At 38.2% G+C, this 18,286-nt stretch carries 11 protein-coding genes; 4 read left to right on the top strand and 7 right to left on the bottom strand.

What is annotated here, in order from left to right; translation table 11 throughout:
- The first annotated feature begins 10 nt into the window (after positions 1-10).
- Positions 11-385, top strand: a complete 375-nt coding sequence (locus FLA105534_RS03030; RefSeq protein ID WP_246253161.1) for a DNA polymerase III — start codon at positions 11-13, stop codon at positions 383-385.
- A 3-nt stretch (positions 386-388) separates the two neighbouring features.
- Here FLA105534_RS03030 and FLA105534_RS03025 read toward each other — a convergent pair whose 3' ends face one another.
- From FLA105534_RS03025 to FLA105534_RS02995, 7 genes are all read right to left on the bottom strand, one after another.
- The gene (locus FLA105534_RS03025; protein ID WP_173964574.1) at positions 389-967 is read right to left on the bottom strand and encodes an NAD(P)H-dependent oxidoreductase; all 579 of its coding nucleotides are present in this window, start codon (positions 965-967) and stop codon (positions 389-391) included.
- A 6-nt stretch (positions 968-973) separates the two neighbouring features.
- Positions 974-2,002, bottom strand: coding sequence for an NAD-dependent epimerase/dehydratase family protein (locus FLA105534_RS03020; protein ID WP_173964573.1), 1,029 nt, complete (start codon positions 2,000-2,002; stop codon positions 974-976).
- 61 nt (positions 2,003-2,063) lie between these two features.
- Complete coding sequence (locus tag FLA105534_RS03015) at positions 2,064-2,624, bottom strand: Crp/Fnr family transcriptional regulator (RefSeq protein WP_173964572.1); 561 nt, start codon at positions 2,622-2,624, stop codon at positions 2,064-2,066.
- A gap of 17 nt (positions 2,625-2,641) precedes the next feature.
- Entirely contained in the window at positions 2,642-3,223 is a 582-nt protein-coding gene (locus tag FLA105534_RS03010; protein WP_173964571.1) for a TMEM175 family protein, read from the bottom strand.
- A gap of 130 nt (positions 3,224-3,353) precedes the next feature.
- The gene (locus FLA105534_RS03005) at positions 3,354-4,244 is read right to left on the bottom strand and encodes a Ppx/GppA phosphatase family protein (protein ID WP_173964570.1); all 891 of its coding nucleotides are present in this window, start codon (positions 4,242-4,244) and stop codon (positions 3,354-3,356) included.
- A gap of 43 nt (positions 4,245-4,287) precedes the next feature.
- The gene (gene ppk1, locus FLA105534_RS03000; RefSeq protein ID WP_173964569.1) at positions 4,288-6,357 is read right to left on the bottom strand and encodes a polyphosphate kinase 1; all 2,070 of its coding nucleotides are present in this window, start codon (positions 6,355-6,357) and stop codon (positions 4,288-4,290) included.
- 5 nt (positions 6,358-6,362) lie between these two features.
- Positions 6,363-6,848 (bottom strand): SixA phosphatase family protein, encoded by a 486-nt coding sequence (locus tag FLA105534_RS02995; protein WP_173964568.1) that lies wholly within the window; start codon positions 6,846-6,848, stop codon positions 6,363-6,365.
- 500 nt (positions 6,849-7,348) lie between these two features.
- Between FLA105534_RS02995 and FLA105534_RS02990 the strand changes: the two genes are divergently transcribed.
- From FLA105534_RS02990 to FLA105534_RS02980, 3 genes are all read left to right on the top strand, one after another.
- Positions 7,349-15,085, top strand: a complete 7,737-nt coding sequence (locus tag FLA105534_RS02990; RefSeq protein ID WP_173964567.1) for a choice-of-anchor L domain-containing protein — start codon at positions 7,349-7,351, stop codon at positions 15,083-15,085.
- A gap of 158 nt (positions 15,086-15,243) precedes the next feature.
- Positions 15,244-16,161, top strand: a complete 918-nt coding sequence (locus FLA105534_RS02985) for a PorP/SprF family type IX secretion system membrane protein (RefSeq protein WP_173964609.1) — start codon at positions 15,244-15,246, stop codon at positions 16,159-16,161.
- Between the two features lie 12 nt (positions 16,162-16,173).
- Complete coding sequence (locus FLA105534_RS02980) at positions 16,174-18,114, top strand: OmpA family protein (protein ID WP_173964566.1); 1,941 nt, start codon at positions 16,174-16,176, stop codon at positions 18,112-18,114.
- Positions 18,115-18,286: the final 172 nt, after the last annotated feature.

The following is an 18,286-nucleotide window of genomic DNA, read 5'->3' as shown; positions in this document are numbered from 1 at the left end:
AACTTCTGTAATGCCTACAGAAGAATTTACAGAGACTGAAATGTTAGTGCAATGGAACAAATATGCACAGCGTCTAGGCGATAAAGGACACAAAATCATGCAGTCGTTATTGTTGATCAACGACCCAAAGTTAAACGGCACAACTATTACTTTTGAATTACCAAATGAAGGTTCTAAACTAGATTTTGAAGGTCAGATTCATGGCCTTTTAGGCCATCTAAAAGGACATTTACACAATCACGATATTACAATTGAGGTTAATGTTAATGAAGCGATCGAAGTTAAACGCAGTCTTAACGATCAGGACCGATACAATCGTCTGATGGAAATCAACCCAAATATAGACCTTTTACGCACTACATTTGGATTGGATTTACACACCTAGTTTTTATTTATGCTGCACCCCGAAATTATATACTTTTTGCAACCATTTTTTCCTTTGTGATTCATCGGCTATCTTTATAATTCCAATATAACTCACCTTTACAGGTTTTATTCCACAGAATTCTAAAGTAGCCTTCCTCAACTGATTGACACTCGGTCTTGCATAAAACAATCTGTAGTACCAGCCAGGCTGATCTAAGGTCGTGATAATATGAGCCGTTTTTCCTTTTAACAACTTATCCCACCAAACCGAGTTTTCACGGTACTGGAAAGCCATACCCGGCAGAAACAACCGATCAATAAAACCTTTTGTAATCGCGGGCAATCCACCCCACCAAACCGGATGAATCCAGACTAAATGATCTGCTTTTTTTATTTTCTCCCAAGACTCTAACAAATCGGGCTCTAATTCGGTGCGCTTTTGATAACCAAACTGTAAATTCGGATTGAAGTTGAGCTTCGCAATTGTAATCGTATCTACTTCCGCTTTAGACGCAATTACTCCTTTGAGATACGATTCTGCCAGTGCAAAATTAAAACTGGACGGATTGGGGTGACCATTGATAATAAGAATCTTTTTCATATTCAATTAGCTTATATTAATACTAATAGTGCTGTAACTGGTCAACGCTTCATAAATTTCGGCAGGTGAGTGTATTTGGTGGCTAAAGTAAATTCCTTCTGCGACACTTTCGCTCAATAGCCTTTCGACATGCAAAACTGCCGAAAATGCTGTTAATTCTGCCTGACCTTTTAAACTCTGTAAACTGATGCGCTTTGTTTTGTTCTGAGTTTTAACTATGACTTCAAAAATCGTTTGATCTCCTTTTCCGCTCGAACCAAACAAAAGCTGCCTTTCTTTTAATGACATGATATTAAACACTTTTAGTCCTTGGAGATATCCCATGAAACGCGTAACTATTTTAGAATTATAAGTCATCTTAACCGAAACGGTTGGTATTTTTTCAATCTGATTTAAAATGAATAAATCCGGAACATCAAGATTGTAAACTTGTCGTTTTCCTATTCCAAATGAAAAATTAAAATTTTCTGAGTCAGAAAAATGTCTGACATTTTTAGATTTGTCGTTCTCATAAACCACAAAGGGCTTACACACATTTTCCGCTAAAAAATGGGCAGAGCTTTTCCCGGCCAAATCTTTGATCGAATAATAAATATACAGATTTGTTTCCTTAATTTTAGAAGTATCGGGTTCAACAAGACCAACCAAACTACTGACAATTCCACCCATCCAGCCCGAACTAAAAACGATCCGGCTTTCATTTTTTTGTTTATTCACTTTAGCAAAATCATATGCAGCCATTAAATCCGGAGTCGGTTTTGTAATATCAAGATAATCCAGACCTTTTTGTATAGCAAACTGCAAGATTTTATTACTACTATCTTTTGCGCACATTACAATCAAATCGATCTTATGATCTGTAATTGCAGTAAAGGTGTCAGGATTGTTCACATCTACTACTAAAGCACTTCCGGTTTTTCCTGGATTACGGCTCCCGATAAAGACCTTATAATCAAAATTCCTTCCTTTAAGGATGCGTAAAATAACTTTACCTACTAATCCTGTTCCACCAATTATTAAAATATTTTTCCTCATTAGTACATTTGTTTGAAACAAAAATAACGAGGAAACTCCTTATAGGAACCGGACAAATGTCCTATAAAATTGCTTTCCGGATTCGGCTTAAATGCCTTGGTGTAACACCTAAATAAGAGGCCAAATATTGAAGTGGAATTTGTTGAATGTAATTTTTATGATTTTGATAAAGCTCTTCATAACGCTGGGTTCCTGACAGTTTTTGAAAAGAAATCATTCTTTTTTGCAACGTAACATATTCAATTTCGGCAATTTTACGACCTACTTCCTGCCAGTAAATACTTGAGCTGTAAAGTTTCTCTATTCCCTCTTTTTGTATCACCTCGATTTCAGTATCTGTAAGTGCCTGAATATTTTCTTCTGCAACTTTTTGCGTTATGAAACTCGAAAACGAACCCATAAATTCATTTTCAAAAGCGAAACAATTCGTTATTTCATTGCCTTGGTGATTAAAAAAGAATGATCTTAAAATTCCTTTTTTGATCAAAACAATTTCATTACAAACCTGATCTTCTTTCAATAGAAAATCGCCTCTTTTAAGTTTTCGGACTGTAATTAAATCATCTAACTGATCTAATACATCCTGCGGCAAATTCTTAATGGACTGAAAAACTGATTTCATGATATTCCTGAAATGAATTAATTTTTAGAAGCAAAAATCCTTTCTATTCTCTTGTCCGGAATAAGCCATAATAAAGCAACGATAAAATAAGCTGCCCCCGAAATCCATTCGTTATAAAACGAAAATACAATTCCTAAAATGTACAAAACTGAAGAAGTATGCCCTTTTACATCTCGCCCTATCGCTTTTGCCAGGGTCGAATTTGCACCTTCATTGAGAATTATAATGCGCTGTAAAATAAAATATGCAATTGAACACAACAATAAGACAGTACCATACAAAGCCATAGATGCTTTGGCAAAGTTATGTTCGCCCATCCAACCGGTTGCCACAGGAATTAAGGAAAGCCAAAATAGTAAATGCAAATTGGCCCAAAGAATTTTTCCATTAACCTTACCCAGACTATGAATTAAATAATGGTGATTGTTCCAATAAATACCAACATAAACAAAACTCAGAACATAACTTAGAAACTTAGGAATCAGCGGTTTTAAATCGGCGAATTCATGACCTGCCGGTACTTTAATTTCTAAAATCATAATGGTTATAATGATAGCCAAAACACCATCACTAAAAGCCTCAAGTCTGGTTTTATTCATTGAAAATCAATTTTAGTATTAATAAAAAAACGCCACAAATTTCCACGAATTTATTTTGGGTGAAAATTCGTGAAAATGCTTTATCTGTTCGCTATCACTCGGGTCGTGGCAAAAAAATTAGTTGATATCCCTAAATTTTACCGTAATACATTGCTTTTACGATTCCATCTGAAAGTCCAATTTTTGGAACATAAATCTGGCGTGCACCACTCCATTTCATGGCATTCAGATAAATTCTGGTGGCATGAATAATTACGTCGGCGCGATCTGAATTCAAACCTAACTCGGCGATTCTTTGCTCGTAACTTAAAGAGTTCAAAAAAGCATATTGTGAATTGATGTAAATGTATGAAAGTGGTTTTTCCTGCTGTTTTCCAGACATTTTAAACAATTTATTGATGTTTCCTCCCGAACCGATCAAAGTTACTTCTTCATAATCTTCGGTATTGGTTTTGATCCATTTTTCGATTTCATCCCAGACCACATCGTGTACCATATTATTTAACAAACGAACGGTTCCGGCTTTGAAAGATCTGGAATTGATCATTTTTCCATCAGAAAACAAAGTAAATTCGGTACTTCCTCCTCCTACATCCACAAAAAGATAAGTTTCATCTGTTTTTAGTAAATGATGTAAATCTGTAGAAGCTATAATTGCAGCTTCTTTTTTACCATCAATAATTTCGATTTTTATGTCGGCTTTTTTCTTGATCAAAGCTACAACTTCCTTCGCATTATATGCCTCGCGCATCGCCGAAGTTGCAAACGCCATATAACGTTCTACTTTATGTACTTTCATCAAAAGGTTAAATGCTTTCATAGCATCTACCATTCGATCTATATTCTCTGCTGAAATTTCTCCTACGGTAAAGGCATCTTGTCCCAAACGAATTGGCACACGAACAAGTGAACTTTTGTTAAACTGCGGTTCTTTTCCATCTTGTTCTACAACATTTGATATCAGTAGCCTCATGGCATTGGATCCAATATCTATCGCTGCAAATTTCCTTATATTAATCATGCTCACTTATGATTTTGTTTTATTGTTTTTATTAATTGATACGTTATACGACTTCTTCCTGAACCATTATTTTATTTTGATAATATTTATAAGTTTCAAACTGCGCTCTAAATGGAGCATGATGATTTCTAGGCTTATACTTATTGTCCAGTTTATAGGAATGATATCTCACTTTAACATTCCCTTTCCATGCAATATTGAAATTGTCTACTAGTTCTTTCTTTATTGCAAGATCATAAATTGGGCAGGTAACTTCAACTCTTCCGTCAAGGTTTCGGGTCATGAAATCGGCCGATGAAATATACACTTCTGTTAATCCTGCATTTCCAAAAATATAAACTCTTGAATGTTCCAGATAATTGTCGACTATACTTATAGCTTCAATGTTTTCACTCATACCCGGAATTCCCGGGATCAAAGAACAAATTCCTCTTACCTGAAGCTGAATTTTAACTCCTGCATTACTGGCTTCGTACAATTTATCAATCATTTTAAAATCAGATAAACTGTTCATTTTTAATTTTATATGTGTTTTTCTGCCAGCCAGTGCATGCAGAATTTCACGGTCGATCAGTTTGATAAATTTTGTTCGGGTATAATGTGGGGACACAATTAAATGTTTGTATCGGTGCACTCTGTAATTGATATCAAAAAATTCGAATATTTTAGAGATATCTTTCAAAATTTGCTGATGACAGGTAAACAAAGTTACATCTGTATAAATTTTGGCCGTTGATTCGTTAAAATTCCCGGTTGATATAAAGCCGTAGCGACGTGTTTTACTGTCTTCTACTCTTTCGATAACACAAATTTTGCTATGTACTTTTAAGCCTTTTATTCCAAAAATAAGATCAATTCCTTCTGTCTGCATTTGCTCGGCGTAGGAAATATTAGATGCCTCATCAAATCGTGCCTGAAGCTCGATTTGAACGGTTACTTTTTTACCATTTTTCGCTGCATTAATCAAAGAACTGATAATCTGTGAGTTCTTTGCCAAACGATATAACGTAATTTTTATACTGGTTACTTTCGGATCTAAAGCAGCTTCACGCAAAAATTTTGTCAGATAAGAAAATGACTGGTATGGAGCATGCAGCAAATAATCTTTTTTACTGATTTTTTCCAAAATACTGCCTTCTAAACTCAAACCCGGAATTGGCAAAGGTTCGTTTGGCTTGTACAATAAATCATATCTTCCTAAATTAGGAAAACTCATATAATCACGTCTGTTGTGATAACGTCCACCCGGAATTATACTATCGGTTTCTACAATTTTCATTTTATCCAAAAAGAAACGCAAAGTATCTTCTTCGATTAAATTATCGTAAATAAAACGAACAGGCTCCCCTATTCTTCTGTCTTTTACAGATGTTGCAATTTTTTCGAGCATACTCTTACTCAAATCACTGTCGATGTCCAACTGGGCATCACGCGTAATTTTGATCATGTGCGCCGAGACACTTTTATAATCAAAAATATTAAAGATATTCTTCAGGTTGTAACGAATCACATCGTCAATCAATATCACATATTGCTTATCATCATCTGACGGCAAAACTACAAATCTGTTTATTGTTTTTGGAATTTCAATAACAGCATAACGAACTTCATTATTGGTGTTCATTTCCAGGCGCACAGCCAAATATCCTAAGGTATCTTTAAGAACCGGAAATTCAGCCAGATCATTCAAGATGATGGTCACCAATTCAGGACTTAATTTTTGCACAAAAAAGTCTTTCAGATAGCTCTCCTGATCTTTTGTAATTTGATCTTCGTTGATAATAAAGATATTTTCGGCTTCCAGCTCTGCTTCGATATTACCTAAAATACGCAAACTTTCGGATTGCTGCTGAATAACAATTTCGGTAATGTCTTTAATTAATTGGTGTGCCGAAACTCCTCCCAAATATTTTTCTCCGGAAATCCCGGAAAGACTTAATCTTCGAATTGCAGCGTAGCGAACCCTGAAAAATTCATCTAAATTGTTTGAAAAAATTCCAACAAAACGTAGTCTGTCTAAAAGTGGAACCGAATTATCTCCAGCTTCCTGAAGTACTCTTGCATTAAACGCCAACCAACTTTTTTCTCTATCGATATATTTCTGTTCGTACACTATATTTATTTTAAATCTTTGGGGAAAATTGTTTTATGAGTTTTACCTTTATTAATGGTGTTCCAACTATCAGCATCAAACTGTAGTGATACAAAGCCTGAAGTAGGTACATTTTCGATAAAAACATCCCCAAATTTATTAACAAAATTTGTAATAGCCTCGTTATGTCCGAAAAGAATAACGCTTTCGAAACTATTATCACATGATTTGATAACTTTTTCGAGCTGTTTGTCATCAAAGGTATAAAGGTCGTCTTTATATACGATACTTTCTATAGGATAAGAAATATTTTGCGCAAAAATAAGCGCCGTTTCCAAAGCCCTCGCCGCAGTACTACTCCACATAATATAGGTTTTAGGAAGAAATTTTGAAATAGTAGCCGATACTTCATGTGCATCTAAAATGCCTTTTTTCATCAAAGGTCTGTCGAAATCTTTTAACGGGGCTTCCCAACTTGATTTTGCATGGCGTATTAAAATTAGGTTTTTCATAAGCAGTAAGGTTTACAAACCTCATTAAAAGAGGTTGTTTTTTATTGAACTTCTAATTTACAAAAGAAATCTTAAACCTTCTCTTTTTTTTATTTCTGTTAACATTTCAACAAAATTTTTAACAACGAACCGAAAACTAAAAATCTTAAATCCTTAACAAAGGAAAACTTCCTTATTTAACAAAAAGTGTTCTTCATCTATTAAATTAAACAGTTAATCGATATTTTTCATATTCATAAAAAATTAACCAAATAATTGATTATTAACCATTTAAACAGTTTTAAAAACTATCTTTTTAATAAATAAAATAAAAAATTAACCTCTGTTTTTTTGTCGAAAATGGCAAAAAAAAGTGTTTTTCACCCCCTTATTTAACAAAAAAAATACACTTCAACGAGTTTTTAGGTTAGTTACGGAGAAAAAAAATCAAAAGTAATTACACGTTATAACTTTGATTCTGTTAAAATATCACAAGTACTTCAAAAACAAAATCCTAAAATATGAAAACTAAAACTACTCTACAAGAAGTGGGAAATTTCATTAAAAGTGGTAAGTATATTTTCCCGTTTCACAAAAACATTCAACACGATGTCTTTTCTAAAATTAGTTTAAAATCATTTTTAATTTTAATTTTAGGATTCGTAATGTATTCTTCCGCAATTGTTGCTCAGGAAATAATCCCTGTTAGGATTGGAAATACTATTCCTTCCAATAAGACAACTTCTAAGACAGCAAAAACAGCAGCCACAACAGAAGCTGTTAGTGCACTGGCAGCTGTTGCCGGTTCAATTGATGTCGCTAATCCTTCTGCAGGTTACAATGGTTATAATGCAGATCAGCTTGTTCGTAATGTGCTAACATCCGGTTGTTTAACGATTAGCAATGTTCGTTACGGTTATTACAGAAAAAACAATAACAACACCTGGACCTGGGTAGACCACACCTGGTCTTCTACTGCCGGAGACCGACAATTAGGGTACTACAGCAAAGGAACTTCAACATTCCCAATAGACGAGGGAATTCTTTTATCTACAGGAAAAATTAGCTCTGCCATGGGACCGAACACCTATACCAATAAATCGGACGAAATGGTAAATGAGGCGAGTGATCAGGATTTAACGGCGATCTCAGGCAGAACGATGCACGATGCTTCTATATTGGAATTTAATTTTATACCGGATGGAAATCTTGTGGAGTTCAAATTTATATTTGCATCAGAAGAGTATCTCGAATATGTAAATACAGCCTTCAATGATGCTTTTGGGTTCTTTTTAAGCGGCCCTGGAATTAGCGGTACTTATACCAACAATGCTATTAATCTCGCCCAATTGCCAAACGGTGATGCGGTAACCATAAACAACATACACTCCGCTGGAACCAACGTTAATAATGTTTCGTTCCCGGCAGTAAACGACACTTACTATTTGAACAATCCTCCTGCTTCTACCACTATGGAGTATGATGGTTCTACTGTTGTTCTTACTGCTACTTATGCTGTTACACCGGGAAATAATTACAAAATAAAAATGGCTATTGCCGATGCATCGGATCAAAAATGGGATGCCGGTGTGTTTTTGAAAGCAAAAAGTTTTGCTACAAATACTTTGGTTATTACTAATCCTGCTCCTGTATGTGTTAATGGCACAGCAAACCTTACTTTACCAGCAGTTACTGCAGGAAGTACTGCAGGACTTACTTATAGTTACTGGCAGGATGCTGCAGCAACTATTCCATATACCACTCCAACTGTAGCGCCAGTAGGAACTTATTACATTAAAGGTTCAAATACACAATCGGGCTGTTCAGATACGAAACCGGTTGTTGTGAGTCAGACCAATATTGTGATTACCGAAACTGCTGCTTCACATGCTGATGTAAAATGTAAAGGAACGACAACCGGATCAGCGACCGTAACTGCCACAGGAGGAACTGCACCTTATACCTATTCCTGGGCACCATCAGGTGGATCCGCAGCAACGGCTTCGAATTTAGCCGCAGGAACTTATACTGTAACCGCTACTGATTCAAAAGGATGTACCGGTACCAAACAAATAATTATTACGGAGCCTGCAGCTATCTTGACTGCAACCACTTCGCAAACCAACGTACTTTGTAATGCCGGAACTACAGGTTCTGCAACCGCGACTCCTGCCGGAGGAACCGGACCTTACACCTATTCCTGGGCACCATCGGGCGGATCGGCGGCAACAGCTTCTAATTTAGCAGCCGGAACTTATACCGTAACGATTAAAGATGCGAATCTTTGTACAATAACCAAAACGGTTACGATTACGGAACCAACGGCGCTAACCGCTACCACCACACAAACCAACGTACTTTGTAAATCAGCAACAACAGGTTCTGCAACTGTTACTCCAACGGGAGGAACCGGAGCTTATACCTATTCCTGGGCACCATCGGGCGGATCGGCAGCAACAGCTTCGAATTTAGCAGCGGGAACTTATACCGTAACTATTAAAGATGCTAATCTTTGTACGATCACCAAAACGATTACCATTACAGAGCCTGCAAATGCCTTGACTGCAACCACTACGCAAACCAACGTACTTTGTACATCTGCAACAACAGGTTCTGCAACCGTGACTCCTGCCGGAGGAACCGGAGCGTATACTTACTCTTGGGCACCATCAGGTGGATCAGCTGCAACGGCTTCTAATTTAGCCGCCGGAACGTATACCGTAACCATTAAAGATGCTAATCTTTGCACCATCACTAAAACGGTTACCATTACCGAACCTGCAACTGCCTTGACTGCAACCACTACGCAATCCAACGTGCTTTGTACATCTGCAACAACAGGTTCTGCAACCGTGACTGCTGCCGGAGGAACAGGAGCTTACACTTACTCTTGGGCACCATCAGGTGGTTCAGCAGCGACAGCTTCGAATCTAGCGGCCGGAACATATACTGTAACGATTAAAGATGCAAACCTTTGTACCATTACTAAAACAGTAACCATTACCGAACCTGCAAATGCCTTGACTGCAACCACTACGCAAACCAACGTGCTTTGCACATCTGCAACAACAGGTTCTGCAACCGTGACTCCTGCCGGAGGAACAGGAGCTTACACTTACTCTTGGGCACCATCAGGCGGATCGGCAGCAACAGCTTCTAATTTAGCCGCGGGAACGTATACCGTGACCATTAAAGATGCTAATCTTTGCACCATCACTAAAACGGTTACCATTACCGAACCTGCAAATGCCTTGACCGCTACAACCACACAAACCAATGTGGCTTGTAATGCCGGAACTACAGGTTCTGCAACCGTAACTGCTGCCGGGGGAACCGGAGCCTATACCTACTCCTGGGCACCATCAGGTGGATCAGCAGCAACGGCTTCTAATTTAGCAGCAGGAACGTATACGGTGACTATTAAAGATGCCAACCTTTGTACCATTACTAAAACAGTAACGATAACAGAACCAACTGCACTAACCGCTACAACTACACAAACCAATGTCGCTTGTAATGCCGGAACTACAGGTTCTGCAACAGTAACTCCTGCTGGAGGAACTGGAGCGTATACCTATTCCTGGGCACCATCAGGAGGTTCAGCAGCAACAGCTTCAAATTTAGCGGCTGGAACGTATACCGTGACCATTAAAGATGCCAATCTTTGTACCATTACTAAAACCGTTACCATAACAGAGCCAACTGCCTTGACCGCTACAACTACACAAACCAATGTCGCTTGTAATGCCGGAACTACAGGTTCTGCGACAGTAACTGCTGCCGGAGGAACCGGAGCTTATACTTACTCCTGGGCACCATCAGGTGGTTCAGCAGCAACAGCTTCGAATTTAGCCGCAGGAACTTATACCGTGACTATTAAAGACGCTAATCTTTGTACCCTTACTAAAACCGTTACCATCACGGAATCATCTACTTTGACCGCAACAACCTCACAAACCAATGTGGCTTGTAATGCCGGAACAACAGGTTCTGCAACCGTAACTGTTGCCGGAGGAACTCCTGGTTATACTTACTCTTGGGCACCATCAGGCGGTTCAGCAGCAACTGCTTCTAATTTAGCAGCGGGAACTTATACCGTGACTATTAAAGATGCCAACCTTTGTACCCTTATTAAAACCGTTACCATAACAGAACCAACCGCTTTAACCGCCACAACTACACAAACCAATGTGGCTTGTAATGCCGGAACAACAGGTTCTGCAACCGTAACTCCTGCTGGAGGAACCGGAGCGTATACTTACTCTTGGGCACCATCTGGAGGTTCAGCAGCAACAGCTTCGAATTTAGCAGCAGGAACTTATACCGTGACTATTAAAGATGCAAACCTTTGTACCATTACTAAAACAGTAACGATAACAGAACCAACCGCACTAACCGCTACAACTACACAAACCAATGTCGCTTGTAATGCCGGAACTACAGGTTCTGCAACCGTAACTGCTGCCGGTGGAACCGGAGCGTATACTTACTCTTGGGCACCATCTGGAGGTTCAGCAGCAACAGCTTCGAATTTAGCCGCAGGAACTTATACCGTGACTATTAAAGACGCTAATCTTTGTACCATTACTAAAACCGTTACCATAACAGAGCCAACTGCCTTGACCGCTACAACTACACAAACCAATGTAGCTTGTAATGCCGGAGCAACAGGTTCTGCGACAGTGACTGCTGCCGGAGGAACCGGAGCGTATACTTACTCCTGGGCACCATCAGGTGGTTCAGCAGCAACAGCTTCGAATTTAACGGCTGGAACTTATACGGTAACTATTAAAGATGCCAACCTTTGTACCATTACCAAAACAGTTACCATAACAGAGCCAACTGTACTAACGGCCACTACTTCACAAACTAATGTAGGCTGCGGAGGTGACAATACAGGATCTGCTACCATTACTGTTTCCGGTGGAACTCCAGGTTATACTTACTTATGGTCTCCATCTGGTGGAACAGCTGCTACAGCAAATGCACTTGTTGCCGGAACATATACTGTAACTGCAACAGATGCGAACTCCTGTACAATAACGAAAACGGTTACTATTATTGATGGAGATTCTATCAAACCAATAATAGATCCGCTACCACAAAGTTCTACTATTAATTGTCCTGCAACACCTGTATTTGCAACTGCAACTGCAACGGATAACAATGGCGTGATTTCATCATTAACCTATAAAGATGTTATTACTCCAGGCGGATGTGCCGGTTCTTACACTCAAACCAGAACCTGGACTGCTGTTGATGCTTGTGGAAATATTTCTCTTCCCGTTAGTCAAGTTATTGTTGTACAAGATATTTCTGCCCCAACATGGTCTACTCAAACTTCTTCTTTAAACAAAACAATAGAATGTAGTGATGCAGCGGGCTTAGCTTCTGCACAAGCCTTGTTTCCAACTGCCACTGACGCTTGTGACACCAATGTTTCAAACATCATAAAAGTAAGCGGTGCTTTTGTAGCCTCTCAGGGTTGTGCCAATTCAGGAACCTATACCAACACCTGGACAGTAAAAGACGATTGCGGAAATACTTCTGATACTTTCACGCAAGTGATTACTATTCAGGATACTTCTAAACCAACATGGTCTACTCAAACTACTTCTTTAGACAAAACTATAGAATGTAGTGACACAGCAGCTTTAACTTCTGCACAAGCCTTGTTCCCAACTGCGACTGATGCTTGCGACACCAATGTTTCAAACATTGTAAAAGTAAGCGGTGTTTTTGTAGCCTCTCAGGGTTGTGCTAATGCGGGAACCTATACCAACACCTGGACAGTAAAAGACGATTGCGGAAATACTTCTGATACTTTCACGCAAGTGATTACTATTCAAGATACTACAAAACCAACATGGTCTACTCAAACTGCTTCTTTAGACAAAACTATAGAATGTAGTGACACAACAGCTTTAACTTCTGCACAAGCCTTGTTCCCAACTGCGACTGATGCTTGCGACACCAATGTTTCAAACATCGTAAAAGTAAGCGGTGCTTTTGTAGCCTCTCAGGGCTGTGCCAATTCAGGAACCTATACCAACACCTGGACAGTAAAAGACGATTGCGGAAATACTTCTGATACTTTCACGCAAGTGATTACTATTCAGGATACTTCTAAACCAACATGGTCTACTCAAACTGCTTCTTTAGACAAAACTATAGAATGTAGTGACACAACAGCTTTAACTTCTGCACAAGCCTTGTTCCCAACTGCGACTGATGCTTGCGATACCAATGTTTCAAACATTGTAAAAGTAAGCGGTGTTTTTGTAGCCTCTCAGGGTTGTGCTAATGCGGGAACCTATACCAACACCTGGACAGTAAAAGACGATTGCGGAAATACTTCTGATACTTTCACGCAAGTGATTACTATTCAAGATACTACAAAACCAACATGGTCTACTCAAACTGCTTCTTTAGACAAAACTATAGAATGTAGTGACACAACAGCTTTAACTTCTGCACAAGCCTTGTTCCCAACTGCGACTGATGCTTGCGACACCAATGTTTCAAACATCGTAAAAGTAAGCGGTGCTTTTGTAGCCTCTCAGGGCTGTGCCAATTCAGGAACCTATACCAACACCTGGACAGTAAAAGACGATTGCGGAAATACTTCTGATACTTTCACGCAAGTGATTACCATTCAGGATACTTCTAAACCAACATGGTCTACTCAAACTGCTTCTTTAGACAAAACTATAGAATGTAGTGACACAACAGCTTTAACTTCTGCGCAAGCCTTGTTCCCAACTGCGACTGATGCTTGCGACACCAATGTTTCAAACATTGTAAAAGTAAGCGGTGCTTTTGTAGCCTCTCAGGGCTGTTCTAATACAGGAACCTATACCAACACCTGGACAGTAAAAGACGATTGTGGAAATACTTCTGATACTTTCACTCAGGTGATCACTATTCAGGATACTACAAAACCAACCTTTACCGGAACGTTACCTACTGACATTACTGTTTCTTGTGATGCTGTTCCGCAGCCCGCAAATATGGAAGCCTCTGATAATTGTAATGGTAACTTACCAATTGTTTTCAGCGAAACAAAAAGTAATACTGAGAATCAATGTGCTACAAATTATACTTTAACCCGTAAATGGACAACCAGTGATTGTGGCGGAAATACAATTTCTTACACTCAAATTATAACCGTTAGAGACACCACTCCACCTACAGGAACAGCTCCTCTTAATGTGGCCAATTTGCAAACTATCGCCGATATTCCTGCTGGAAATTCAAGTGACATCAAAGACGCTAAGGATAATTGCAGCAGTACAGTAAACATTACGGTAAATGACACAAACAATGGCGGAAGCGGCTGCGACGGTAATCCTTACATCCTGACCAGAAGCTATACTCTAACCGATTGTGCAGGAAATAAAACTGTATTGGTACAAACCTTTACAGTAGCCAATAAAGTTTCTGTAAGCGGAGTTGCTACGAATGTAAACTGTCTGGACGGAAAAAGTGGTTCAATCCTGGTAACCAATAGCGCTGGTTCGACTGTTGTTATTAGAAACGCTAACAACGAAATTGTTGGAAATACCAATTTACCAGTCGGAACCTACACACTTACAGCAACATCCCTTGTAAATAATACAAATCAAACGTGTACTGCAACTGCAACTGTAACAATCATTGCAATTCCTAATTTAGTAACTAATATTAGCAGTAAAGCCTGTAACGATGATTCGACTATCATTAACCTACTATCCCTGTTACCAGAAAACACTCCTTCTAATGGAACCTGGGTGGACAACAATAATACCAGAAGTATACAAGGAAATGATCTCAATCCTTTAGGTCTCGCAATAGGTAATTATACATTCGAGTACAAAATACCTGATACGAGCTGTCCAAAAAGCATTGTACTGAATATGGAAATAAATGATGATTGTAAAGTACTTGCCTGTGGAAGCGTAGTGGTTCACAACGCCTTCTCACCTAATGGAGACGGAATCAATGATATCTTCAAAATAGACAGTATTGACGACACCACTTGTTATCCTGAGAATGATGTAGAAATTTATAACCGCTGGGGAGTATTGGTATTTGAAACACATAATTACAACAATCAAACCAATGCCTTTGATGGAATTTCAAGAGGCCGAACTACAGTCAAACAATCTGATGGACTGCCAACAGGAACTTATTTCTATATTATTAATTATAAATCGTTGGACGGAAATAATGTACTTCAAAACAATAAAAAAGATGGGTACTTATATCTATCAAAATAAGAAATAAAAAATATATCCTATTGCATCACAAACACATAAAGAAGCTTTTTACGATTAATTAATAAAAAAATCCTTATTTTTGAATATACAAATGCATAGGCTTTTTTTCGATTTTAATTGATGAAAAAGTAGTACTAATGAAAATAATAAATACCACTATGAGAACAAAATTATTTTTCTTCGTCATTATGTTTGTAACAATTGCTGGTTATGCCCAACAGGACGCACAATTTACGCAATACATGTACAATACTATAAACATCAATCCTGCTTATGCCGGATCACGAGGAGCTTTAAGTGTTTTTGGATTGTACCGCACCCAATGGGTTGGACTCGACGGGGCACCTGAAACCAGTGCTTTCTCTGTAAATAGCCCTATAAACAACAGTAATCTAGGAGTAGGAGCCTCTTTAGTAAACGACAAAATTGGTCCAACCAATGAAAATAACATTTCTGTCGACCTCTCTTATACTGTTCAGACCTCAGCCGATTTTAAACTTTCATTTGGTATTAAAGGAACAGCAAACCTGTTCAATCTCGATATCAGCAAATTAAATCCGGAGAGTCAGGGAGATCCACAGTTTCAGGATCTAAACAATAAGTTTTCACCAAATGTGGGAGCTGGAGTCTATTGGCATTCTGATAAAGCTTATATCGGTTTGTCTGTACCCAATTTTATCGAAACCAATCGGTTTGATGATAATGACTATGCCATTTATAAAGATAAAATCAATTATTACTTAATAGCCGGTTATGTGTTTGATTTAGACCAATACCAATACATCAAGTTCAAACCTGCCTTACTGACCAAAATGGTTGAGGGAGCACCGCTTCAGGTAGACGTTTCTGCAAACTTTATGTTTATGGACAAGCTTGTGGTTGGACTAGCGTATCGTTGGAGCGCTTCAATAAGCGCCATGGTAGGATTTCAAATAACCGACGGTCTTTATCTTGGTTATGGTTACGATCGTGAAACCACCCGCCTGAACAACTATAATTCAGGATCACATGAGATATTCCTGCGTTACGAATTCTTCAAAAACAATGGTAAAATGACAACGCCACGTTTCTTCTAAAAATTAATGATTATGAAAAATTATATACTCCTTTGCTTAACAATTATCTGTTCTTTTCCATCAGGCAGCTATGCGCAACAATCGAAAATTAATACTGCTGATAAAAACTACGATAATTATGCGTATATCAACGCTATTAAAACCTACGAACGTGTAGCCGATAAAGGATACAAATCAGACGATTTGTTTAAGAAGCTCGGAAATTCTTACTACTTCAACTCTAACTTTGAAGCAGCCGCGAAATGGTATGGTGAATTATTTGCCATGAATACCGTTGTCGAGCCTGAGTATTACTATCGATATGCACAATGTTTGAAATCAACCGGGCAAACAGCTAAGGCTGCTAAAATCATGGAAGAATTTTCGGCTAAATCCAAAAACGACGACAGAGCGAAATTATACACCGAAGATGTAAACTATCTTGATAAAATTAAAGCCAATTCAGGTCGATACAAAATCGAAGATGCCGGAATCAATTCTAAATACTCCGACTATAGTTCCTTTGTGTATAATGGTAAAATATACTTTGCCTCTGCCAGAGATACCGGAAACTTTTCACAACGTAAACACAAATGGACCGGAGAGTATTTTACTAATTTGTATTTTGCCGACACTGACCCTGCTTCCAACAGCGTTGTTAAGGTCAATAAATTTAAAACATCCCTCAACACAAAGTTTCACGAATCTTCTCCCGCTTTTACAAAAGATGGAAAAACGGTTTATTTTACGCGAAACAACTACATCAATGGAAAAAAAGGAAAAGATGATAACAAAATTACTTTAATCAAAATATACAAAGCTACTCTTGAAAACGGAAAGTGGACCAACATAACCACACTTCCTTTTGATAGTGATAATTACAGTACTGCGCATCCAACATTGAGTCCTGATGAAAAAACGCTTTACTTTGCCTCTGACATGCCCGGAACTGTAGGACAATCAGATATTTATAAAGTGAGCATCAACGGTGATGACAGTTACGGCACGCCTCAGAATTTAGGCAAAGTCATTAACACCCAGGGAAAAGAAACATTTCCGTATGTGACCAGTGAAAATGAAATTTACTTTGCTTCCGACGGACATCCCGGTCTAGGAGGTCTGGATGTTTTTGTGGGTAAAATTGAAGACAACGGAACCATAAGCAGTATACAGAATCTTGGAGCAGATATCAATTCGCCGAAAGATGATTTTGCCTACATTATTGATCCCGCTTCCCGAAGAGGTTATTTCAGCTCTAATAAAGATGGTGGACAGGGTTCTGACGATATTTATAAATTTCTGGAAACCCGAAGACTTCAATGTATACAAGAGTTAAATGGAGTTATTACAGATGCCGAAACCTTAGCAATTTTACCAAATACGAAACTAACGTTGTATGACAATCAGGGAGCTATAAAAAGCAATACCATTTCGGACGCAACAGGTTTTTACAGCTTTCCTGTCGAATGCGGAAAAACGTATAATGTAAGAGCCGAAAAAGAGGATTATACAACCAAAGAAATAAACATTACTATTGGAAAACTCACCGGAAAAACCAGTCTTCCTATTGCTTTGGACAAAGCAACCTGCAAAGTCGCTGTTGGGGATGATTTAGGAAAATGCTTTGGAATTAAAATGATCTACTTTGATCTGGACAAATCAAATATTCGTACCGAAGCTGCACTGGATCTGGAGAAAATACTTGATGTATTAAACAGTCATCCAAATATGAAACTTGATATTCGTTCACATACAGACAGCCGCGCTACGCACCAATACAATGCAGCCTTATCTGACAGAAGAGCAAAATCGACTATTGCATGGCTGGTTAAAAATGGTGTTGCCAAAAACAGGCTAACCGGAAAAGGATATGGCGAGACCCAACTGGTAAATGGCTGTTCTGATGGTGTACCGTGTACAGAAGAACAACATCAAATGAACAGAAGAAGCGAATTTATTATTACGGAATTGTAATTTCTAAAAAATAGTGAGTCGTCCTAAAATAGGTTGACAAGTTTTACAATATTAATTAAAACCAGTAAAGTTGTCTTTGCTGGTTTTTTGATATACAAAATTAGGTGTTTTCATTTTCAAGCTTAAATGTGGTCTTTTTTGATTATAACATTCTACAGATTCTTTAATTAAT

It is taken from the genome of Flavobacterium collinsii, assembly GCF_902804485.1.
Lineage (GTDB): Bacteria > Bacteroidota > Bacteroidia > Flavobacteriales > Flavobacteriaceae > Flavobacterium > Flavobacterium collinsii.
Note: the sequence above shows the minus strand (reverse complement) of the source record. Positions and strands in the feature narration are given on the sequence as shown.

Coding starts and splice junctions, on each gene's coding strand:
- FLA105534_RS02990 (WP_173964567.1), top strand. CDS start 7,349: ATGAAAACTAAAACTACTCTACAAGAAGTGGGAAATTTCATTAAAAGT.
- FLA105534_RS03015 (WP_173964572.1), bottom strand. CDS start 2,624: ATGAAATCAGTTTTTCAGTCCATTAAGAATTTGCCGCAGGATGTATTA.
- FLA105534_RS03005 (WP_173964570.1), bottom strand. CDS start 4,244: ATGATTAATATAAGGAAATTTGCAGCGATAGATATTGGATCCAATGCC.
- FLA105534_RS02980 (WP_173964566.1), top strand. CDS start 16,174: ATGAAAAATTATATACTCCTTTGCTTAACAATTATCTGTTCTTTTCCA.
- FLA105534_RS03010 (WP_173964571.1), bottom strand. CDS start 3,223: ATGAATAAAACCAGACTTGAGGCTTTTAGTGATGGTGTTTTGGCTATC.
- FLA105534_RS03020 (WP_173964573.1), bottom strand. CDS start 2,002: ATGAGGAAAAATATTTTAATAATTGGTGGAACAGGATTAGTAGGTAAA.
- FLA105534_RS02985 (WP_173964609.1), top strand. CDS start 15,244: ATGAGAACAAAATTATTTTTCTTCGTCATTATGTTTGTAACAATTGCT.
- FLA105534_RS02995 (WP_173964568.1), bottom strand. CDS start 6,848: ATGAAAAACCTAATTTTAATACGCCATGCAAAATCAAGTTGGGAAGCC.
- FLA105534_RS03025 (WP_173964574.1), bottom strand. CDS start 967: ATGAAAAAGATTCTTATTATCAATGGTCACCCCAATCCGTCCAGTTTT.
- FLA105534_RS03030 (WP_246253161.1), top strand. CDS start 11: ATGCCTACAGAAGAATTTACAGAGACTGAAATGTTAGTGCAATGGAAC.